This is a genomic window from Nocardia sp. NPDC058658 (assembly GCF_042716665.1).
Classification (GTDB): Bacteria; Actinomycetota; Actinomycetes; order Mycobacteriales; family Mycobacteriaceae; genus Nocardia.
In genome coordinates this window covers 94002-115574 of the sequence record NZ_JBHXRR010000018.1, presented here as the reverse complement: position 1 = coordinate 115574, position 21573 = coordinate 94002, and the positions used below count along the sequence as shown (strand labels likewise).

The 21573-nt window shown below is 67.8% G+C and carries 16 protein-coding genes and 1 tRNA gene; 14 read left to right on the top strand and 3 right to left on the bottom strand.

Features of this window, described 5'->3' with window-relative positions:
• Positions 1 to 300 precede the first annotated feature (300 nt).
• Genes ACFWUP_RS22815 through ACFWUP_RS22795 form a run of 5 tightly spaced genes read left to right on the top strand, consistent with a single transcriptional unit; the run spans position 301 to position 6102 of the window.
• Positions 301 to 1911 carry an adenylate/guanylate cyclase domain-containing protein gene (locus tag ACFWUP_RS22815; RefSeq protein ID WP_379237388.1) on the top strand — a complete coding sequence of 537 codons (1611 nt, stop codon included), beginning with the start codon at positions 301 to 303 and terminating at the stop codon, positions 1909 to 1911.
• 10 nt (positions 1912 to 1921) lie between these two features.
• Positions 1922 to 2806 carry a hypothetical protein gene (locus tag ACFWUP_RS22810; protein ID WP_379237386.1) on the top strand — a complete coding sequence of 295 codons (885 nt, stop codon included), beginning with the start codon at positions 1922 to 1924 and terminating at the stop codon, positions 2804 to 2806.
• Positions 2803 to 3828, top strand: coding sequence for a DUF4129 domain-containing protein (locus tag ACFWUP_RS22805; RefSeq protein ID WP_379237384.1), 1026 nt, complete (start codon positions 2803 to 2805; stop codon positions 3826 to 3828). The genes ACFWUP_RS22810 and ACFWUP_RS22805 overlap by 4 nt, the downstream gene beginning before the upstream one ends.
• Positions 3825 to 4811 (top strand): AAA family ATPase, encoded by a 987-nt coding sequence (locus ACFWUP_RS22800; RefSeq protein ID WP_379237382.1) that lies wholly within the window; start codon positions 3825 to 3827, stop codon positions 4809 to 4811. Before ACFWUP_RS22805 ends, ACFWUP_RS22800 begins: the two co-directional genes overlap by 4 nt.
• A gap of 4 nt (positions 4812 to 4815) precedes the next feature.
• Complete coding sequence (locus tag ACFWUP_RS22795; RefSeq protein ID WP_379237380.1) at positions 4816 to 6102, top strand: DUF58 domain-containing protein; 1287 nt, start codon at positions 4816 to 4818, stop codon at positions 6100 to 6102.
• Between the two features lie 181 nt (positions 6103 to 6283).
• Here ACFWUP_RS22795 and ACFWUP_RS22790 read toward each other — a convergent pair whose 3' ends face one another.
• Positions 6284 to 7030, bottom strand: coding sequence for an RDD family protein (locus tag ACFWUP_RS22790; protein ID WP_379237378.1), 747 nt, complete (start codon positions 7028 to 7030; stop codon positions 6284 to 6286).
• Between the two features lie 18 nt (positions 7031 to 7048).
• Here ACFWUP_RS22790 and ACFWUP_RS22785 point away from each other — a divergent pair, with 18 nt between their 5' ends.
• A complete protein-coding gene (locus ACFWUP_RS22785) occupies positions 7049 to 8074 on the top strand; it encodes a stage II sporulation protein M (RefSeq protein ID WP_379237376.1) in 1026 nt (341 codons plus the stop codon).
• An 802-nt stretch (positions 8075 to 8876) separates the two neighbouring features.
• Here the strand turns inward: ACFWUP_RS22785 and ACFWUP_RS22780 are convergent.
• On the bottom strand, positions 8877 to 10274 hold the full coding sequence (locus ACFWUP_RS22780) for a hypothetical protein (RefSeq protein ID WP_379237374.1): 1398 nt from the start codon (positions 10272 to 10274) through the stop codon (positions 8877 to 8879).
• 93 nt (positions 10275 to 10367) lie between these two features.
• Between ACFWUP_RS22780 and ACFWUP_RS22775 the strand changes: the two genes are divergently transcribed.
• Entirely contained in the window at positions 10368 to 11006 is a 639-nt protein-coding gene (locus ACFWUP_RS22775) for a methyltransferase domain-containing protein (protein ID WP_379237372.1), read from the top strand.
• 279 nt (positions 11007 to 11285) lie between these two features.
• On the opposite strand, the gene ACFWUP_RS22770 is transcribed toward ACFWUP_RS22775, so the two are convergent.
• Positions 11286 to 11371 (bottom strand) — tRNA-Leu (locus ACFWUP_RS22770).
• A 219-nt stretch (positions 11372 to 11590) separates the two neighbouring features.
• On the opposite strand from ACFWUP_RS22770, the gene ACFWUP_RS22765 reads away from it, so the two are divergent.
• The 7 genes from ACFWUP_RS22765 to pknB all read left to right on the top strand — a co-directional run bounded on the left by ACFWUP_RS22765 (position 11591) and on the right by pknB (position 21475).
• Positions 11591 to 13006: an FhaA domain-containing protein gene (locus tag ACFWUP_RS22765; protein ID WP_379237370.1), complete on the top strand. Its 1416-nt coding sequence runs from the start codon at positions 11591 to 11593 to the stop codon at positions 13004 to 13006.
• A 168-nt stretch (positions 13007 to 13174) separates the two neighbouring features.
• Positions 13175 to 13651 (top strand): FHA domain-containing protein, encoded by a 477-nt coding sequence (locus tag ACFWUP_RS22760; protein WP_062992366.1) that lies wholly within the window; start codon positions 13175 to 13177, stop codon positions 13649 to 13651.
• Entirely contained in the window at positions 13648 to 15096 is a 1449-nt protein-coding gene (locus tag ACFWUP_RS22755; RefSeq protein WP_379237368.1) for a PP2C family protein-serine/threonine phosphatase, read from the top strand. Before ACFWUP_RS22760 ends, ACFWUP_RS22755 begins: the two co-directional genes overlap by 4 nt.
• Positions 15096 to 16568 carry an FtsW/RodA/SpoVE family cell cycle protein gene (locus ACFWUP_RS22750; protein ID WP_379237366.1) on the top strand — a complete coding sequence of 491 codons (1473 nt, stop codon included), beginning with the start codon at positions 15096 to 15098 and terminating at the stop codon, positions 16566 to 16568. Before ACFWUP_RS22755 ends, ACFWUP_RS22750 begins: the two co-directional genes overlap by 1 nt.
• Positions 16565 to 18031, top strand: a complete 1467-nt coding sequence (locus tag ACFWUP_RS22745) for a peptidoglycan D,D-transpeptidase FtsI family protein (protein WP_379237364.1) — start codon at positions 16565 to 16567, stop codon at positions 18029 to 18031. Before ACFWUP_RS22750 ends, ACFWUP_RS22745 begins: the two co-directional genes overlap by 4 nt.
• Before the next feature lie 37 nt (positions 18032 to 18068).
• Positions 18069 to 19577: a protein kinase gene (locus ACFWUP_RS22740; protein WP_379237362.1), complete on the top strand. Its 1509-nt coding sequence runs from the start codon at positions 18069 to 18071 to the stop codon at positions 19575 to 19577.
• Entirely contained in the window at positions 19574 to 21475 is a 1902-nt protein-coding gene (gene pknB / locus ACFWUP_RS22735) for a Stk1 family PASTA domain-containing Ser/Thr kinase (protein ID WP_379237360.1), read from the top strand. The genes ACFWUP_RS22740 and pknB overlap by 4 nt, the downstream gene beginning before the upstream one ends.
• Positions 21476 to 21573: the final 98 nt, after the last annotated feature.

The following is a 21573-nucleotide window of genomic DNA, read 5'->3' as shown; positions in this document are numbered from 1 at the left end:
GTGCGACGAAGGAGTACCCGCAGGGAGGGAAGATCGGGGCCCTCCGGGGCCCCGCTCGAGCGCGCCAGCGCTCCAAAAATCCAGCAAGGCACACCCACCCGGGCCCGGTAACCCCTTAATCCCTTAAACCCCCACTGAGTGGACACGTGTACACCCAACCCCCCTGTGGACAACGCCACCCCAAACCCCCCGTGCAAGCTCACAAATACGCCCACAACCAGTTGGTATAGCAACAAGACCAAACCAGTGACCTGCGCAACTCCATGGCCGACCCATCACATACCGGTTTACAGTTCGTGTGTGATCAACCGCGATGGACCCACAGCGAGATCAGCGCCGTGGGGCTCCCCGCTGCTCGGGCCGGTCGACGAGAAGTCGACCGCCCGACGCGTCCGAGTGCAGCTGCTCCTCACCATCCCACTGCTCATCGCCAATCTCATCGGCATCACCATGGTCGTGGTGCTCGCCGGCTTCGTACTGCCAGGTCCGACCGTGTTCACCCGCGAACTCCTGCTGGTCAACAGCGTCTTCACCCCGGTGTGCGCGGGTCTGGCCCTCGCGATCGGCACCGTGTGGGGCACGGTGGCCGGAGTGCGGTCGATGCGCTGGGCCACCGACACCGAGCACATCCCGACCCCGGCCGAACAGCAGGTCACCGTATCGGCGCCACGCTGGATGGTCCTGCAACAAGCCATGCTCTGGACATTGACGTTGACGGCGCTCACCGTCGTCTACGGCGCGCTCGAACCCGCGTTGATCCCCAAGGTCGTTCTCGCGATCGGCGCTGCGGCGATCGTCGTGTGCGCCAACAGCTACCTGATCATCGAATTCGCGCTGCGTCCGGTGACCGCGCGCGTGCTGGCCGCCGACCCGCACCGCCGCCGCGGCATCGGCGTGTTCGGCCGGACCATGCTCTCGTGGTTCGTCGGCGTCGGGGTGCCGGTGGCACTGTCGATGACAGTCGCGGTGTGGGCCCTGGCAGACCCCGCAGTGAGCAAAGCCAGACTCGCGGTGTGCATGCTCAGCCTCGGCGGCTCGGCCCTGCTGTTCGGCCTGATCCTGATGGCCCAGGTCGTGGCGGCGACGGTGGCCCCGATCAAAGGTGTGCGCCAGGCGCTGCGCCGGGTGGAGAACGGTGACCTCGACGGCGAGATCGCCCTCTACGACGGCACCGAACTGGGCGAGCTGCAGAGCGGTTTCAACACGATGGTGCACGGCCTGCGCGAGCGGGCCATGATCGAGGACCTGTTCGGCAAGCACGTCGGCCACGATGTGGCGATGGCGGCGATCGCCTCCCAGCCGGTCCTCGGCGGCACAGAAACCGAGGCCGCGGCCCTGTTCATCGACATCATCGGCTCGACCACCATGGCGGCCACCCTGCCCGCGCCCGAGATCGTCGGGATTCTCAACCGGTTCTTCGACATCGTCGTCGACGAGGTGGAGCGCCACGGCGGGCTGCTCAACAAGTTCGAAGGCGACGCGGCACTGGCGGTGTTCGGCACGCCCGCACCGCTCGACGACCTGGCCGGTTCGGCGCTGTCGTGCGGTCGGGCGATTCAGCGTCGGCTGCGTGATGCGTCGGATCTCGATGCGGGGATCGGGGTGGCCGCGGGGCGGGTCGTCGCCGGGAACGTGGGCACGCACAACCGGTACGAGTTCACGGTGATCGGGGATGCGGTGAACGAGGCTGCCCGGTTGTGCGAGCTGTCCAAGCAGTACGACGAGCGGCTGCTGAGCTCGGCGACCACCCTCGCGGCAGCGGCTGATTCGGAGTCCGCGCAGTGGGTTCTCGGGGAAACGGTCACGTTGCGCGGGCGTTTGAAGCAGACGCAGGTCGCGCTGCCTCGGTTGAACGCGTCGGCCGATGAGCGCACCGCCGCGAGCGCGCCAGGTCACAGCCGACACGGCTAGACTCGGCCGCGTGCGTCCTGCCCTTGACACGGTTGGCGCTGTTGGGGCGGGAGTTGATCCGGCACTGGTGCCTGCGCCGGGGCCGTCCATGCCGCCTACGGTGCCGATCCGTCCGTTGCGTTTTCGCGAATTGCTCGATGAGCCGTTCGCGCTGATCCAGGCGCATATCCGGGCCTTCGCGGTGCTCGGCGGCGGGGCGCTGGTGGTCGCTGTGCTGATGGTGCTCGGGGTGACGGGGCTGGTTTCGCATCTCACCGACGGGTCCGATGCGGGGACGGCGTGGGGTGCGGTGCTGGCGACCGCCGTGAGCGCGTGGGTGGTGCGGCTGGTGCTGCGGGGGTCGACCATCGCTATCGTGATCGCTGACTTCCACGGGGTGCGTTTCGGCGTGCTCGACGGGTTGCGGGCTGCGGCGCGGCAGGCAACGCCGCTGGTGTTGGCGCAGATCATGTTCACGCTCAGCGGGATCGGGGTGTTGCTGCTCGGGAGCATTCTGGTGATCACCTATCCGCTGGCGCTGATCTGGCTTTCGCACGTGCGGGCGCGGCGGTTCGTGACCGAGCCGGTGATCATCGCCGAGCACGCGGGTTTCCGTGGGGGCGTTGCCCGTTCGAAGATGCTCATGGACGGCGCGGTCTGGTCGACGGCGGGTCTGTGGCTGACGCAGCGATGCCTGTTCGCGGTTCTCGCGGTGCCCGCGTTCGGTATTCCGTTCTTTCTGTCCGACTTCTCCGGCACGCACCGGTGGGCCATCATCACCCTGCTCGTCGGCGGGTTCCTGCTGGTAGTGACGGCGAGCGAGATCGTCGAAGCGGCCAGTCGCGCGCTCTCCTACATCAGCAGGCGTTGTGTTCGGGAAGGTATGGACATCAGAATCCCCGGGGACCGCCGGTGACCGAATTCCCGGACGGTGTCCCACCACAACCGCGCCTCGGTGCGGCCGCCGACCACCGTGCCGCAGCCGAAAACGCCGCAGGCCGACGCGATTACGACCGCGCGCTGCGCGAACGCTTCCGTGCGGTACTGCGCGGACTCGAACAGGACGGCAGCTTGCCGGTGCGCCGTTCGCGCACCGCGCAGGAAACCGCCGACGACGCCTCCACCGCACTTCCGATGGAGCATTCCGCCGAATTGCACCCGGCCGCACAGAGTTTCGACGAAGTGGTCTACGGCGGCCGCTCTGCCACCGAGGACGAGTACCGCCGCCTCGAATACGCCGACCGGTACTCCCAGTCCGCACCGCCGCCGGTACTCGACCCACTCGAACTCGAGGTCATCGAGCGAGAACCCAAGCCGCGCAGGCAACTTCCGTCGATGCCCGCGTTCTTGCGCAGTCCCCGCTTCTGGGCGGCGCTGGCCGCCGGACTCGCCATCGCCCTGCTGCTCTACGCCACCATGCAGTCCTGCGGCGCCCCCACCGCACCGCAAACCCCTGACCTGCCGCCGCCACCGGATCCGCCGGAAACGCCGGATACCGACAGCGATTTCGATTTCGGCAGCGGCAAGGACTCGATCTTCACCCGCCTACCCGGCTGGCTGGCGTTCGGCGGATTGCAGTTCCTGCTCGCTTTCCTCGCGCTGATCTGGTGGCGGGCGCGCAGACGCGGCGCGCTGGTCGGCGAGCCGCGCCCGGTGGAGGTCCCCGCGAACGAACTGCTCGCCGGGCAGGCGGGGCTGTATCGCCGGTCCGGCGACGTGGCCCACGTGGCGCACATCCTGCGCGGTGCGACCTTGCGCCGGGTGAAGCGGCGGCTGGGCGGTGAGCTCACCAACGATCAACTCGTCGAGACGGTGGCGAGCCGCCTCGGCGTACCCGCTCAGCAGATCGGCACTGTCCTGTTCGGCGATGTGCCGGACGAGGCGACCCTGAATTACATTGCCGCACACCTCGAATGGATCGAGACGGAGCTCGGATGACTGATAACGCTGTCCTTCACAAAACCCCGAGCGCACAGGAAGCCGCGGCTGCGCTGGCCGCCCTGCGCACCGAGATCGGCAAGGCGGTGGTCGGCAACGATCAGGCCGTGCTGTACCTGGTGCTGGCACTGCTGTGCCGCGGCCATGTGCTGCTGGAAGGTGTTCCCGGCGTGGCGAAGACGCTGCTGGTGCGCGCGCTGGCCACCTCGCTGGCACTCGACCACGCGCGCGTGCAGTTCACCCCGGACCTGATGCCGGGCGATGTCACCGGATCGCAGATCTACGACCCACATTCGGCCGAATTCACCTTCCGCAAGGGGCCGGTGTTCACCAACCTGCTGCTGGCCGACGAAATCAACCGCACCCCACCGAAAACCCAGTCCTCGCTGCTGGAATCGATGGAGGAGCGCCAGGTTTCGGTCGACGGTCAGCCGCGCCCGCTGCCCGATCCGTTCGTGGTGGTCGCCACTCAGAACCCGATCGAGCAGGAGGGCACCTACCCGCTGCCCGAGGCACAGCTCGACCGGTTCCTGTTCAAGGTCGACATCCGCCTGCCCGAACGCGACGACGAGTTCCGCATCCTGCAGCGCCACGCGAGCGGTTTCGATCCGCGCGATCTCGGTGCCGCCGGACTGCGGCCGGTCGCGGGCCCCGAGCACATCGCGGCGGCCCGCGCGGCCGTCGGCGAGGTGGCGGTGAGCCCGGAGGTGCTGGCCTACATCGTCGACCTGTGCCGCGCCACTCGCTCCTCCCCCGCCGTCGCCCACGGCGCGTCCACCCGTGGTGCCACCGCACTGCTGGCCGCCGCCCGCGCCTTCGCCTGGCTCAACAACCGCGCGTACGTGACCCCCGATGACGTGAAAACCGTTGCGATGGCGGTACTTCGGCATCGTCTGCAGTTGCGTCCTGAGGCCGAGCTCGACGGGGTGAGCACCGAGGGTGTGCTGTCGTCGTTGCTGGTCTCGGTGCCGGTTCCGGTCTAGCGACGTGGTGGTCACAGGCCGGTTCGCGCTGCTCGCCACGGCCGCGGCGGCGGTGGTGATGTTCGTGGTGCCGACATGGGTCGGCGTGCTCGGGGCGTCCGCGCTGCTGGTGGCGTTGCTGCTCGTGGATGTCGCGCTCACCGCGCGGGCGGATTCGCTGTCGCTGACCCGCGATCCGTTGACGGTGGTGCGGCTGGGTCGCAGCACCGAGGTGGAGCTGGTGGTCACCAATGTCGGCACGAGCGCCGTGCGCGGACTGCTGTGGGACGCCTGGCCCGAAAGCGCATGCGCCGACATTCGCGTCCAGCACCTGGATTTGGCCCCGCACACGCGAATCCGCCTGCGTACCAATCTGACTCCCACTTATCGTGGCGATCGTGTCGCGGGCCCGGTGACGGTGCGACTGCTCGGTCCACTCGGTCTGGCGGGACGGCAGAGCCGGATCGACGTGCCCGCCAGGGTGCGCGCGCTGCCCGCGTTTCGCAGTGAGCGACTGCTGCGTTCGAAAGTGAAGCGGCTTCACCACCTCGAGGGTCGCAATGTCGCCAATACGCGCGGGCAGGGCACCGAGTTCGATTCGTTCCGCGAGTATGTGGCCGGTGACGACGTGCGCAGCATCGACTGGCGGGCCACCGCGCGCGCCGATGACGTGCTGGTGCGCACGTGGCGGCCCGAACGCAACCGGCACATGCTGATGGTGATGGACACCGGGCGGGCGAGTGCGGGGCGCGTCGGCGAGGGCACCCGGCTCGACAGTTCGATCGAAGCGGCCCTGCTGCTCGGTGGGCTGGCCGCGGCTGCGGGCGACACGGTCGACCTGGTGGCTTATGACCGGCGAGTGCGCGCGGAAGTGAGTGGGGTGGGCGGCAATCAGCTGCCTTTGAAACTTATGCACACCCTCGCGGGCGTTACTCCACAGCTGGTCGACACCGATACCTCCGGGCTGGTCCGCACGGTGATCTCGCGGGTTCGCCGGCGGGCGTTGATCGTGTGGTTCACCAGTCTGGACGGGCCGACCGTCACCGAGCATCTGCTGCCCGCCCTTCCGACGCTCACGCAGCGTCACCGGGTGTTGATCGTTTCGGTCATCGACCCCGATGTCGCCGCGGCGGCGGGCGATCGCGCACAGGTCTACACCGCGGCGGCCGCCGAAACCGTGCTCGCCGAACGCGCTCTCATGCAGGAATCGCTGCGGCGGCGCGGAGTTTCCGTGGTGGTCGCCGCCCCCGATCAGCTGCCAGAGGCACTGGCCGACGAGTACCTCGAACTGAAGCAGTCCGGCTCGCTGTAAATCTGTGGACATCGCGAGTTGTGCACAACCGCACCGAGTTGTGGATAACCGCAGTTTCCACCGCTACTCACAGCTCATCCACCGACTCGCCAACAGATTCATCCACAGGGTGGTTTGTGCACAAGTGGGTTCGCGCACAGCCTGATTCATGCACAGGAGATTCATCCACAGGCTGGGGATCTCACACCCGCGAAAGCTGCTGTCGCCGAGCGAGAATCGCGCCGAGCACGTGGTACGGCGGGTAGCCGGTCGGCACCGGGCAGCGCAGCGCCGCACACATCTCCTCGACGAGCTGGACGCCCAGATAGTGCTGTGTGGGCGGCGTCAGCGTCGGCAGTCTGGTCAGATACCGGCGGCCCGCTGCGGCGAGCTCGTCGGAGATACCGCTCGGATCCAGCTGCGCCGACCAACCGGCCAACCACGGTGGCGCGACGGCCAGTGACGGCATCGGCATGGCCTGGCGGGTGTGGACAACCACCGTTCCGGCCAGCACATCACCCACCCGCTTGCCCTCACGCGAACACAGCGACGTGACAACCGCGACCGCCCCGAACCCACCGAGCATCCAGAAATCCACAATCGCGCCCGCGAGGCCACGGGTGAGCGCGTGCCGGAAATCGATCGGTCCGGCATCGGCCCGCACCACCCGCAAGCCGAAGGCCAGCTTGCCCAGTGACCGCCCGCGCGAGACGGTTTCGCTCACCACGGGGTAGGCGATCAGCACCGTCACCAGCGTGACGACCATCGTCACGGACAGCCAGGCCGTGTCGGCGTCGGTCAAGATCAGCACGAGCGTGAAGGCATAGGCCAGCGTCGCGGCGAGGGCCAGTTGGAGCATGAGGTCGAGTAGGAAAGCGCCCGCACGGCTGGGGATCCGCGCGATGGGGAGCTCGAGCGCCACCGCTTCACCGGTAGTGAATTCAGCCATGTGGCTAGCATTCCCGATATGGACACCGATGCCTACAGCTGGGCGAGTCAACGGTCTTGGTATCGGCTCGATCAGCTGGTTCGCCAGCGCAAGTTGTCCGGTGCCGACGCCGACGAGCTGGTCCGGCTGTACCGGTCCACCTCGCAGCAGTTGGCGAGATTGCAGGGACACCACCCGGATCCGGAGCTCGTCGACCGGCTCAGTGCACTGGTGGCCAGGGCGCGCGGACGGGTGCTGGCGGCGCGCTCACAGCCGTGGCGCGAGGTGGGCCGGTTCTTCACCCATCACTTCCCCGCGGCTGTGTACAGAGCGTGGCCGTGGTGGTTGGGGACAACGGCGATTTTTCTGGCCGTCGCGGGCGTGATCGCGGTGCTTGTGGATAGTTCCGAGGCGGCACGCGATGCCTTGGGGGTACCGAGGGGTGACCTGTCGATCATCACTGGACCTGGGGGAAAGTTCGAAACGTACTACTCGGAGCACCCCAACGAGGCCTTCGCCGCGAAGGTCTGGACCCACAATTCACTGGTCTCGGCGATCGCGTTGTTCACCGGTGTACTGATCCTCCCGGCTGTGTACGCATTGTTCATGAACGCGCTGAATCTGGGGATAACCGGTGGATTGATGGCCGACGCGGGGCGGCTGGATTCGTTCTTCGGCTTCATCCTGCCGCACGGCACGCTCGAGCTCACCGCGCTGTTCGTCGCGGGCGGGGTGGGGTTGAAGCTCGGGTGGACGCTGGTGGACCCGGGACGGGACAGCAGGGCGGTCGCGATGGCCAGGCAGGGGCGCGCGACCGCGACGGTGGCGCTCGGGCTGGTGGGTGTGCTGCTGGTGTGTGGACTGCTGGAGGGGTTCGTGACGCCGAGTCCGTTGCCGGTGCCCGTGCGGATCGGGCTCGGTTTCGCGGCCGAGGCGCTGTTCCTGTTCTACGTCTTCGGGATCGGCAGGCGGGTGGCCGAGGAACAGGACGCGCGATCCGTGGCGCCCGTCGCACTGGCGGATCCGTCGCAGCAGTGGTTGGCGACACCGGCGCAGACGCGCTGACCTCGCATCTGCGTTCCTTCGAGAACATCTGTGCGTGCATTTGTGAGGCCGACAACTCCGAGCACACCCGGCGGGGACAGCACCGGACAACGGGCAGCTACGGAAGGTTACAAGACGGTGAAGAACTCCCCCATTTGAGTTCCGCTGGCCGCAGCGAGTCGGGCTCGAACTGCGGCCAGCGTTACCGTCAACTGTACACAATCGTTATGCCCACGCAACCCCCAACGCGCAGGTCCGGGGTAGGAATTGCGAACCTGCAAAGCGCTGTGGAGGCACCGATTTTCACACCCACAGCAAACTTCCGGCACCACCCTGATCGAGCGCTCGGCGGCACCGAGAATTCACCCCCGGCAAACCTTCGAAAACGAGTCACCCGCCTTCGACAGCAACCCTGCGCGAATGTTCGGCGAGGTTGCCCCGGATCACACCGGGGTCACCCCATAGCCGTTCACCTGCGGTAACAGCAACGGAATTACAGTTGCCGATCACTTGGAACATTAAAAGAGACCTAGAGTTTGTTTAAGACCCTGCAAACAAGATCAGCACTCAGCAATCGGGCTGAAATGCTGGATTCAGGGCCTCTAACTGAACGGATGACCGGTTGCGAAAGGTCCGCCGAACGGCTCGAAATCAGCAGAAGAACAGCCGGAATACGCCGTCCGACAGCAAGTGTGACCTTCGCCTCACCTACGGGTATCAGAGACTATTTTGCCGAGGTCGGGGCATAGAAGCGGGCATCCGCGAGAGTGCGTCGGAGATCCAGGGGAACGCGCCGCGACGAGCGGCCCACTGTGCGACCTCCTCAGCCCACGCGGACGATCCCCGTGACCGTTCCCTGCCACAGCGCACGGCCGTGGGTGATGAGCGCGGCCATCTGTAGCGGATCCTCGGCGACGGTCCCCGGCAGCGGTGTGGAGGCGCGGACGACACCTGTTTGCGGATCGAGAACGACATACTCGAATCCGTCGAGGGGGCTTGTCAGATCCGGTCCGATCCGACGCAGAGTGTGGATGCCGCCGTCGGCGAGCGACAGGCGTGGAACGGCCGCGCTGCGGATCGGGCTGTCCCACACCGGGACACAGCCGTCCTCGGTGATGTCGACCCGGCTCAGACCCCCGCGAAACGGCGCGCTCGCGGGAACAGCGGGCCCCGCACCCTCGGGAACAGCGGGGTACGGATAGCCGTAGGTGCTCGCGACGAAGATCGACGACCCGATCGCGATCGGCGAATTCTCGCTGCCGCCCACCGGTATCGGCACCGAGCAGACCTGCTCCCCCGAACCGGAACGCGCCACGATCAGATGGACCGCACCGTCGGCGTTGTCGACGATGGTCACGTATTCGTCGCCACTCACCGGCCCGAAGTAGGTCGGCGTGGAGCCGGTACCCCAGCTGAGCTGCCCGGGTTTGCGTGCCGACCCGCGATCGTAGGCGGAGCGCCAAAGAATCTCCGGCTGACCGTCTTTCGCACGCAACTCGTACAACGCGTGCGTACTTGCCACGGCCACACCATTATTGGGCGCCGACGAGATGCTGTTGGCCACCGACTCCCCGAACGGCAGCGCCACCCTCCCCACCCGCCCGTCCGGTCCGACGAACCCGAGAACCCCCTGCCCCGTCGCGAACCACACATTGCCCGCCCAGTCGGGAACCAGCCCGGTCACGTTGTCGCCCTGCGGAATTGCACCACCGAGGTCTGCCTGCACGGTGGCCGCCAACCGCCACGCACCGTCCTCACCCCGACCATGCGCGACCCGCAACAACCGTCGCCCACCGTCGACAACAACCAGCCGGTCCTCGTTGTCGAGATAGGCGTACACCCCGCCGAGCAAGCTCCCCTTGGTCAGCGGCAACGAAGCCAGTGCCCCACCCGCCGCACCGGAGTCGAACAGGAACACCGTCGGCGTCTGGCCCGCGATGGCGGTGCACAACCCGACCACCAATCCGTCCGCGCCTTGGAGCAACGTCGGGCACGCCGCCCCGAGCGGATACACCGTGACGGCGGCCCCGGGTGCGGGCCCGGCCAGCGGCGTCACATCCGAGGACCCGGCGTCACCGTGCATCGTCGCCGTCCCGAGTGGGCCGAGGAAGGGGTTCGTCGCGAGCGGACCGGTCACCGGCGCCGGGTCCGCCGACGCCGGACCTGACCAGGCGCACACCGACACGAGAGCCAGAGCGAGAACGCGGGTTACAGACGACACGGTCGGTATCGAACCCGAATTCCGCGCAGGGGAAAAGTGTTCCGATCACGCTGAGGCACCGGCGGTGACGCCGATCCCACCTACGATGACCACATGACCGGGGTCAAAGATCGCCTGCTCACGACAATCGCCGGCCAGCTCGGCAACCCGCACGGCGTGCTCGGTAAGGGCGTGGCGTTCGTGCTCAACCGCGGCAACAAACGTGCCATCGCGGCGGCCGTCGACGCCGCCGACCCGACCACCGGCGCGACGGTGGCCGATATCGGCTTCGGCGGCGGGGTGGGGCTGGAGCTGTTGCTCGCCCGCGTGGGCGCCGAGGGCACGGTGCACGGCATCGAGCCGTCCCCCGACATGCTCGCCCGCGCCCGCGGCCGGTTCGCCATGGAGGCCGCCGAGGGCCGCCTCGTACTCGCCGACGGCACCCTCACCGCGCTCGGGCTGCCCGATGCGAGCCTGGACGCGGCGATCACCGTCAACACCATCTACTTCCTCGACGACCTGCCTGCCGCCTGCGTCGAACTCGCGCGGGTACTGCGAGCGGGCGGCACGGTCGTGATCGGCGTCGGCGATCCCGAAGCGATGGCCAAAATGCCGTTCACCCCTTACGGATTCACGCTGCGCCCCGTCGCGGAGGTCACCGCGGCGCTCACCGCCGCCGGCCTGACCGTCGAGCAGCGCACCCTGCCGAATCCGCCCATCCCGCACCACCTGCTCATCGCCCACAAGGCCTGATCTCGCCTGCACAACGATCGACCGTGCACGCCTGTCCACCGAAGTGGCCGCCCGTAACAGCGCGGCCGCCACCCTGATCACGACCGACCTCACGGCGCTCGGCTGGTCCGACCCGGCCCCGTCGCCGTCCTGTTGGTAGCGGCCATCGCCGAGACCGCGCTACTCGAGCTGGACTCACAAGCCCCCCGCCCGGATCTGCGCGCCGCCCTGCTCCGCATCGCCCGCCCCTGAGCCCGAAAATGACTGAAGGCCCGATCCAAGAGGATCGAGCCTTTAGTCTGGTGGGCGAAGGGGGACTTGAACCCCCACGTCCTTACGGACACTGGCACCTGAAGCCAGCGCGTCTGCCATTCCGCCACTCGCCCGAGCGACTGGAAAAATCTAACATGCCCCGCGGGCGAAAATAAAATCGATTCGCTGACCTGCGGTGATGCCGTGGATATCGGTCAGGGAACCGGGGGGCGCCGCCGGGAGTTACCCAGGTGGAGGATCGTGGATATCATGCAAGGAACGTGGTCGGGTCCGGACACGCCGTAACGAGCGTGTCGAGGAGGGCGGACACGCGCACCGAAGGGAGGGCTGTGATGGGCATCGTGTCGAGATTCGAGCGTCGCTTGCAGGGCGCCGTCGGTGACGTGTTCGCGAGGGTGTTCGGTGGCAGTGTGGTTCCCCAGGAGGTGGAGGCCGCGCTGCAGCAGGAAGCCGCAGATCAGATCCAGGATCTGGAGGGCGGGCATCGTCTCGCGCCGAACAGTTACGTGATCACGATCAACGAAACCGATCACGGCAAGCTCGATGCCGATCACGACCTGACGACCAAAGCGTTCGCCAAACACCTGCAGGACTACATCCGCGAGCAAGGCTGGCAGACCTACGGCGAAGTACACGTGGCGTTCGAGGCATCACCTACGCTGCACACCGGAATGTTCAGAGCGAGCGGCCGCGTCGACCCCGACGCCGGTCGTGGGACGGCCCCACCTCGCCCCGGACCGCCACAACGACCCGCACACCCGCAACCAGGAGCTGGCCCCATGACGCATAACTCAGGCTACGAGCCAAGCCGAGAGCCCGCGGAGTCCGATCCACGCAACCGCGGGTACGCACCGCCGCCCGTCGGCGCGGCAGGGGCTCCCTACCCGGCCGACGACTACGGCCGCGGTGGCTACGGCGCGCCCGAGGCGCAGCCCGGATACGACGCGTACGGCCAGCCCGGCGGCGAGTACCAGAACGGCTACGACCCCGCCGCCCCCGCCCAGCAGGGCTACGGCCAGCAGGCCGGTTACGGTGCCGCGCCCGCGTACGGCGAGCCCGGTTACGACCAGCAGGGCGGCTACGGCCAGCAGGCCTACAGCCAGCAGGGCGGCTACGGCGCCCAGCCCGGTTACGCCGAGCCCGGTTACGACCAGCAGGGCGGCTACGGCCAGCAGGGCTACGCCGAACCACAGCAGGGCTACGGCCAGCAGGCCGGTTACGGCCAGCAGGGCTACGCCGAACCCGGTTACGACCAGCAGGGTGGCTACGGCCAGCAGGGCTACGCCGAACCGCAGCAGCAGGGCTACGGCCAGCAGGGTTACGGCGCGCAGCCCGGTTACGCCGAGCCCGCCTACGGCCAGGAGGAGCAGGGCGGTTACGCCCAGCCCGCCCCGCAGGGCTACGGCCAACAGGGTTACGGCCAGCAGGGCGCGGGCTACGGTGCCCCCGCCGCCCAGTCGAGCTACTCGGCCACGTTGCAGCTCGACGACGGCAGCGGCCGCACCTACGCGCTGCGCGAGGGTTCCAACATCATCGGCCGCGGCCAGGACGCCCACTTCCGGTTACCCGACACGGGTGTGTCGCGTCGCCATATCGAGGTGCGCTGGGACGGTCAGACGGCCATGCTGTCGGACCTCGGTTCCACCAACGGAACGCTCGTCAACGGTTCCCCCGTGCAGGATTGGCAGCTCGCCGACGGCGACGTCATCCGGGCCGGACATTCCGAGATCCTGATCCGGATCGTCTGATCCCGTAAGCTGCGCGGTGCACGTCTAGAGTCGACGCTGTCGGCTCTATGATGCTGCCATTACACGCACGGTCCCGACCTCGGGGCCCGCAAGCCAGCACGCTGGTGGGGGTGGTTCGCCCCGCACCTGCCGTACCGACGTACCCGGGCGAACAGGAGGTGGAACGCCGTGCAGGGATTGATCCTGCAATTGACCCGCGCGGGATTCCTGCTGCTGCTCTGGTTGTTCGTCTGGGCCGTTCTGCGGACCTTGCGCAGCGATATCTACGCGGCATCCGGCATACGGATACAGCCGAGGGCAACCCGCGGAAATCGCGGATCCATCGGTCTGCCCTCCTTCAGCCGAAGCCAGAAGGGCGCCAAGTATCTAGTGGTGACTCATGGATCACTGGCCGGCACTCGGATCACCCTCGGCACGCAACCGGTTCTCATCGGACGCGCCGACGATTCGACGCTGGTACTCACCGACGACTACGCCTCGACCAGGCACGCGCGACTGTCTCAGCGTGGTGACGACTGGTACGTGGAAGACCTCGGTTCCACCAACGGCACTTATCTCGACCGCGCGAAAGTCACCACCGCCGTCCGCGTTCCGCTCGGTACTCCTGTCCGGGTCGGCAAAACAGTGATCGAGCTGCGATCGTGACTCTTGTTCTGCGCTACACCGCGCGAAGCGACCGCGGACTCGTCCGGGGCAACAACGAAGATTCGGTCTACGCGGGCGCACGCCTGTTAGCGCTGGCCGACGGCATGGGTGGGCACGCCGCCGGAGAAGTGGCCTCGCAGTTGATGATCGCCGCGCTGGCGCATCTCGACGACGACGAGCCCGGCGACGACATCCTCGGAAAGCTCGACCACGCAACGCATTCCGGCAATGCCGCGATCGCCGACCATGTCGAGGCCGAACCCGAACTCGACGGCATGGGCACCACGCTCACCGCCATCCTGTTCGCGGGCCGCAAGCTCGGCCTCGTCCATATCGGCGACTCGCGCGCCTATCTGCTGCGCGACGGCGAACTCGCCCAGATCACCCGCGACGACACGTTCGTACAGTCGCTGGTCGACGAGGGCCGGATCACCGCCGAGCAGGCGCACACCCACCCGCAGCGGTCGCTGATCATGCGGGCCCTCACCGGCAACGAGATCGAGCCGACGCTGATCATGCGCGAAGCCCGCGCCGGTGACCGTTATCTGCTGTGCTCCGACGGACTTTCGGACGTGGTGAGCGACGAGACCATCGGCAACACCATGCGCGAGGGCAACACCGACGAGTGCGCCGACCGGCTCATCGAGTTGGCTCTGCGCTCGGGCGGTCCCGATAACGTGACCGTCGTGGTCGCCGATGTGATCGACCTCGACTACGGCCAGAGCCACCCGATCCTCGCGGGCGCCGCCTCCACCGAGGAGGAGGAAGACGCCCCGCCGCCCAACACCGCCGCCGGGCGCGCCGCCGCCATGCGCCCCCCGCGCGCGCAACCGCGCCGGGCCGCGGCCACCCCGCCGCCGGTGGAGACCAAGTCGCACAAGCTGCGCTGGCTGTTGCTGTCACTGGCGTTGATCGCCGCGGTCGCCATCGGACTCGTGGTGGGCTACAAGATGATTCGCAGCAACTACTACGTGGGCGCCGACAACGACAAGGTGGTCGTGATGCGCGGCCTGCCCGGTTCGATCCTCGGCTACTCCATCCACGATGTGGAGCTCACCGGCTGTGTGAACAACAAGGGCGAGCTCACTCTGCTCCAGGTGGGTAAGTCCGCGCCGACCGGTTGCAAGACGCTGATGGTCAGTGACCTGAAGCAGACCGGGCGCGACCAGGTGAACAAGAGCCTGCCGCCGGATTCGCTCGACAAGGCGCGCGGCAGCATGAAAGTGATTGCCCGCGACGAACTCCTGCCGGTGTGCCCGAAGAAGGAATCGGTGCCACAGCCCGGTGTGCTGCCGCCCGAGCAGACCCCGGTGCCGCCCGGCGGTGTGCCGACACCCGGTCCTGATCAGCCCGCGACACCGACCACCACCCCGGCGCCGACCACCACGACCGCACCCCCGACGACCCCGCAGATCTCAGGGGCGGACTGCCGGGTGACGGACTGATGTCCGCACCGCCCTCACCGTCGGCTGGGGCGTTCCCCAGTCCGCCCGGCGGGTTCGCCCCGGCACCGCCGCCGTCGACGCGACGCAACCAGGAGTTGCTGTTGCTGGCGGGGGCCGCGGGCATCACGACGGTGTCGTTGTTCATCGTCGAGGCAAGCCAGGAACAGTCGATCACCACCGACATCGCCAAGTACGGGGTGGCGTTCCTGGCGCTGTTCGGTATCGCTCATCTCGCGGTGCGCCGGTTCGCTCCGTTCGCGGACCCGCTCCTGCTACCGATCGTGGCGCTGCTCAACGGGTTGGGTCTGGTGCTGATCCACCGGCTCGATCTCGCGGACGCGCAGAAGGCGGCGTACGACGCCACCGCGATCCCCTCCCCCGACGCCAACCAGCAGGTCATGTGGACCGGCCTCGGCATCGTGGTGTTCATCACCCTGCTCATCGTCTTGCGGGACTACCGCACGCTGGCGCGTTACACCTACACACTAGGCCTGGTCGGCCTGGTCGCGCTGGCGATTCCGGCACTGTTGCCGAGCCGGTTCTCCGAAGTCAACGGCGCCAAGATCTGGATCCGGCTGCCCGGATTCAGCATGCAGCCGGGCGAATTCGCGAAGATCCTGCTGATCGTCTTCTTCGCCGGTGTGCTGGTGGCCAAGCGCGACCTGTTCACCGCGGCGGGCAAGCACTTCCTCGGCATGGAATGGCCGCGACCGCGCGATATGGGCCCGGTCCTGATCGTGTGGGTCGTCTGCATCGGCGTGCTCGTGCTCGAAAAGGACCTCGGCACTTCGCTGCTCATCTTCGGCACGGTGCTGGTGATGATCTACATCGCCACCGAGCGGGTGGGCTGGCTGATCATCGGCGGCGGACTGCTCACGCTCGGCTTCGTGTTCGCCTATCAGTTGTTCGGGCACGTGCGCGTGCGCGTGGACACCTGGCTGCACCCGTTCGACGACTACAACAACACCGGCTATCAGATCTCGCAGTCGATGTTCGGTTTCGCCACCGGCGGGCTCGCGGGCACCGGCCTCGGCAGCGGACGGCCCCAGCAGGTGCCGTTCGCCAAGACCGACTTCATCGTCACCACCATCGGCGAGGAACTCGGTCTGATCGGGCTCACCGCGGTGCTGATGCTGTTCCTGATCTTCATCGTCCGTGGGCTGCGCACCGCGCTCGCCGTGCGTGACAGCTTCGGCAAGCTGCTCGCCGCCGGCCTTTCCTTCACCATCGCGATCCAGATCTTCGTGGTCGTCGGCGGTGTCACCAAACTGATTCCACTCACCGGTCTGACCACGCCGTTCATCTCCTACGGCGGCTCGTCGCTGCTGGCGAACTACGCGCTGCTCGGACTGCTGATCAAGATCTCCGATGCGGCCCGCGCACCGGCACCGACCCGCAAGCGCGCGCCCGCCCCGATCGCCGACGCGGCTACGGAACTGGTGCGACGGCCGGAAAGCCGGGTGAGCGAATGAACACACCTCTGCGTCGCGTCGCCGTCGCCGTCATGGTGATGGTGGTCGCGTTGCTCGTGAACGCGACCTACCTGCAGGTGGTCAAGGCCGACGACCTGCGCAACGATCCGCGCAATGTGCGCGTGCTGCTCGACGAGTACTCGCGCCAGCGCGGTCAGATCTCCGCGGGCGGCACCGTGCTCGCCGGCTCGGTCGCGACCGACGACCGGTACAAGTACCTGCGCCAATACCCTTCGCTGCCAGCGGCTTACGCGCCGATCACCGGCTTCTACTCGATGCAGTACGGCAAGACCGGGCTCGAACTGGCCGAGGATCCGCTGCTGTCGGGCAATGACTCGAGCCTGTTCGGGCGTCGGCTCATCGACATGTTCTCCGGCCGTGATCCGCGCGGCGCCAACGTGCTCACTACGCTGAATCCGATCATGCAGCAGGTCGCCTACGAGCAGATGACGTCGAAGGGCTACACCGGCGCCGTGGTGGCGATCGAGCCGAGCACCGGCAAGATCTTGACCATGGTCTCCACGCCGAGCTACGACCCCAACGAGCTGTCGGGCCACGACGGCGCAGCGGGGCGGGCGGCGTGGGAGCGACTGAGCACCGACGACACCCAGCCGATGCTCAATCGCGCTGTCTCGCAGACCTATCCGCCGGGGTCGACGTTCAAGACCATCGTCACCGCAGCCGCACTGTCCAACGGCATCGCCGGTCCGGACACCCAGTTCACCGCGGCGCCCAACATCACCCTGCCAGGGACGAGCACCACGCTGGAGAACTACGGCGGCAGCACCTGTGGCGACCAGCCGACGGCCAGCCTCTACGAGGCGTTCCGGCGCTCGTGCAACACCGCGTTCGTCGAACTCGGCGTGAGGATCGGCGCGGCGAAGCTCAAGGACGAGGCCGCCGCGTTCGGCATCGGCCCGCATCGTGGAGTGCCGATCCCGGTGGCCGAGTCGACCGTCGGTCCGATCCCGGACAACGCCGCGCTCGGTCAGTCGAGCATCGGTCAGCGCGATGTGTCGGTGACCCCGCTCGACATCGCGGTGGTCGCGGCGACCCTCGCCAACGGCGGCACCAGGATGCAGCCGTATCTGGTCGACCAGGCCCAGGCGCCCGATCTGTCCGAACTCGGCAAGTCCGAGCCGGTCAGCGTCGGACAGGCCGTGACGCCGCAGGTAGCGTCGACATTGAAGGATTTGATGGTCGCCTCGGAGGCCAATACTGCGGGCGGTGGACGCACGCCGTATCAGATCGCGTCCAAGACCGGAACCGCCGAACACGGCAGTAATCCCCGTAACACCCCGCCACATGCCTGGTATATGGCCTTCGCGCCCGCGCAGAACCCGAAGATCGCCATCGCGGTGATCGTCGAGAACGGCGGAGATCGGGCGTTGCAGGCCACCGGCGGTTCGGTGGCCGCACCGATCGCCAGGTCGGTGCTCGACGCGGGCCTGGCAGGGGGCTGAACGAAATGAGTGTGCGAGTGACAACACGGGGGCCCCGATGCTGAACAACGGTGCTTTGATCGCCGATCGTTACCGCCTGCAGCGGCTCATCGCCACCGGCGGTATGGGTCAGGTGTGGGAGGCGATGGACACCCGTCTCGATCGCCGGGTGGCGGTCAAGGTCCTCAAGACCGAGTTCTCCGCCGACCCGACCTTCCGCGCGCGGTTCCGGGTGGAAGCGCGCACCACCGCACAGCTCAACGCCCCTGGGATCGCGGGCATCTACGACTACGGCGAGACCACCGACCCCTCTGGCGGCGAGACCGCGTACCTGGTCATGGAGCTCGTGCAGGGCGAACCGCTCAACGCGGTCCTCAACCGGATGGGCAGGCTCTCGGTCGTCCAGGGCCTCGACATGCTCGAGCAGACCGGGCGCGCACTCGAGGTCGCGCACGCGGCGGGCGTGGTGCACCGCGACGTGAAGCCGGGCAATATCCTGGTCACGCCGACCGGTCAGGTGAAGATCACCGACTTCGGCATCGCCAAGGCCGTCGACGCCTCGCCGGTGACCAAGACCGGCATGGTGATGGGCACCGCCCAGTACATCGCGCCGGAACAGGCCGTCGGCGAGGACGCCACCGCGGCCTCCGACGTGTACTCGCTCGGCATCGTCGGCTACGAAGCACTGGCAGGCGTGCGTCCGTTCACCGGTGAGGGCGCGATCACCGTCGCGATGAAGCACGTGCGCGACGCGCCGCCGCCGATGCCCGACGACCTGCCCGCGAACGTGCAGGAACTGATCGCCATCACGATGGCCAAGGACCCGCTGCAGCGCTACAGCAGCGGCGGCGAGTTCGCCGATGCCGTGGCCGCGGTGCGCGCCGGGCACATGCCGCCGGTCCCCGGTGGCGCCACGTCCATGACCGGCGCGACCAGGGTGCTCCCGCCCGGCCCGACCGTGGCGATCCCCGCGGCGGCAGCCCAGGATTACGACGGCGCGACCATGCGCTTCGGCCATCAGCCCGGCGGTCCGGTCGGTCCGCCGACCGGCGGCTACAGCGGCCCTGCCACCCAGGCTGCGGCGCCCGCGCCCGTCCCGGCGAGCAACGCCAAGAACAACCAGAAGTGGCTGATCGCCCTCGGCGTCGGCGCGCTGGCGCTCGGCGGCATCGTGCTGTGGGTGCTGTTCGGCGGTGAACCCAACCGGGGTTCGACCACCACGACCACCACGGTGCAGACCACGAAGCCGCTGCCCCCGCCGGTGACCACCACGCGCCCCGTGGCGCCGCCGGTGACGTCGGAGGAACCGCCGGTCACGACGCAACCGCCGCGCCCGACCACCACCGAGCCGCCGGTCACCACCACGACCGAGCCGCCGACCACCACCGAGCCGCCGACCACCACCAAACCCAAGCCGACGACGCCGCCGAAGACGACCAAACCCGAGTCGACCACGACGGCGCCCGCCGCGGGCACCACCACCGTGAATCGCCCCCGGCTGCCCACCTTCGACCTGCCGTTCCCCAACAGCGACACGGTCATAGGCCCGACCATAGGACAACCATGACGACCCCGAAGAATCTCTCCTCGCGGTACGAGCTTGGCGAGATCATCGGGTTCGGCGGCATGTCGGAGGTGCACCGCGCCCGCGACGTGCGGTTGTCCCGTGACGTGGCGATCAAGGTGCTGCGGGCCGATCTGGCCCGCGATCCCACGTTCTACCTGCGGTTCAAGCGCGAAGCCCAGAACGCGGCCGCGCTGAACCACCCGGCCATCGTGGCCGTCTACGACACCGGCGAGGCCACCGTCGACGGCGGCCCGCTGCCCTACATCGTGATGGAGTACGTCGAGGGCGACACCCTGCGCGACATCGTGCGCGGCAAGGGCCCGCTCGCGCCGCGCAAGGCGATGGAAGTGGTGGCCGACGTGTGCGCCGCGCTCGATTTCAGCCACAAGGCCGGGATCGTGCACCGCGACATGAAGCCGGCCAACATCATGATCAACCGCGCCGGTGCGGTGAAGGTGATGGACTTCGGCATCGCCCGCGCGATCGCCGACAGCGCCAACCCGATGACCCAGACCGCCGCGGTGATCGGCACCGCCCAGTACCTCTCACCCGAGCAGGCGCGCGGCGAAACCGTCGACGCGCGTTCGGATGTGTACTCCGTCGGCTGTGTGCTGTTCGAGATCCTCACCGGGCAGCCGCCGTTCACCGGCGACTCCCCGGTCGCGGTCGCCTACCAGCATGTGAAGGAAGACCCGCCGCTGCCGTCGTCGGTCAATCCCGGCGTGCCGCGCGAGCTCGATTCGGTGATCCTCAAGGCGATGGCCAAGAACCCGGCCAACCGGTACCAGACGGCCGCGGAGATGCGCGCCGACCTGATCCGGGTGCTCGGCGGGCAGAAGCCGAGCGCGCCGATGGTGATGAACGACGAAGACCGCGGCGACTACGACTATGACGACGACCCCGGACCACACCACTTTCACGACCGCCGCGACGACACTTCCGAACACCCCGCTGTGGGGCCCGCCGGTGAGGAACGCAACCGCACCGGGTTGATCGCGCTCGGTCTGGCGGCCGCGCTGGCGGTGGCGTTCGGGCTGTTCTGGGTGCTGGTCGGGCCCGGTAGCAAGCCCGATCAGGTGGCGGTTCCCGACCTGTCGGGCAAGACCTCCGAGCAGGCGCAGACCGCGCTGAGGCAGGCCGGTTTCTATGTGGCCGTCCAGGAGAAGCCGGACGGCAAAGTGGCGCCGGGCAATGTGATCGCGACCCAGCCGCTCGGAGGTTCGCGCATCGACGAGGGCAGCACCGTGACCGTGCAGGTGTCGACCGGACCGACACAGGTGGAGTTGCCGCGACTACTCGGCATGAGTCAGGCCGATGCCGAACGACAGCTGAATTCGATCGGGCTGCAACTCGATCCGAATGTCGCGCGCAAGCCGTCGAGTACCACCGACATCGACAAGGTGATCGCGCAGGAACCGAGCGCGGGCGTGCGGGTCGACATCGACCGGTTGATCGTTCTCACCATCGGCGGCGGGCCCGAACAGGTGCGCGTGCCGAGCGTGGTGGGCCAGGACATCTCCATCGCACAGCCGAATCTGGTCGATTCCGCCGGTTTCACGGTCGAAATCAAGGAGATCAGATCCCCGCTGCCCAAGGGCCAGGTGCTCGCCACCAACCCGGCAGGCGGCACCAACGCGGAGAAGGGCTCGACCATCACGGTCCATGTCTCCTCCGGTGACCGGATCACCGTCCCCGATCTGACCGGGCTCACGCCGGTGCAGGCCCAGGAGAAGCTGAGAGCCGAGGGCTGGACGGGTCAGCTCAGCCAGACCACGGTGATCACGCTCGACGGCAATGCCTCGGGCAAGGTCGTCGGCCAGAACCCGGCGGCCGGTTCGACGGTGGTGTTCAACGGCAATGTGGTGCTGCACGTAGGAGCTTCGCCGATCCCGCGCTGAGGTCTCGATTGGATGGCGAACGCGCCTGCCGCTGTTCTGCGGGCGCAGAATAGGGCTGCTTCATCCCACCCAGCTTTGCTGACCGAGGAGGTAGCCCC

Coding starts and splice junctions, on each gene's coding strand:
- ACFWUP_RS22800 (WP_379237382.1), top strand. CDS start 3,825: ATGACTGATAACGCTGTCCTTCACAAAACCCCGAGCGCACAGGAAGCC.
- ACFWUP_RS22790 (WP_379237378.1), bottom strand. CDS start 7,030: ATGGCTGAATTCACTACCGGTGAAGCGGTGGCGCTCGAGCTCCCCATC.
- ACFWUP_RS22785 (WP_379237376.1), top strand. CDS start 7,049: ATGGACACCGATGCCTACAGCTGGGCGAGTCAACGGTCTTGGTATCGG.
- ACFWUP_RS22775 (WP_379237372.1), top strand. CDS start 10,368: ATGACCGGGGTCAAAGATCGCCTGCTCACGACAATCGCCGGCCAGCTC.
- ACFWUP_RS22765 (WP_379237370.1), top strand. CDS start 11,591: ATGGGCATCGTGTCGAGATTCGAGCGTCGCTTGCAGGGCGCCGTCGGT.
- ACFWUP_RS22750 (WP_379237366.1), top strand. CDS start 15,096: ATGTCCGCACCGCCCTCACCGTCGGCTGGGGCGTTCCCCAGTCCGCCC.
- ACFWUP_RS22745 (WP_379237364.1), top strand. CDS start 16,565: ATGAACACACCTCTGCGTCGCGTCGCCGTCGCCGTCATGGTGATGGTG.
- ACFWUP_RS22740 (WP_379237362.1), top strand. CDS start 18,069: ATGCTGAACAACGGTGCTTTGATCGCCGATCGTTACCGCCTGCAGCGG.
- pknB (WP_379237360.1), top strand. CDS start 19,574: ATGACGACCCCGAAGAATCTCTCCTCGCGGTACGAGCTTGGCGAGATC.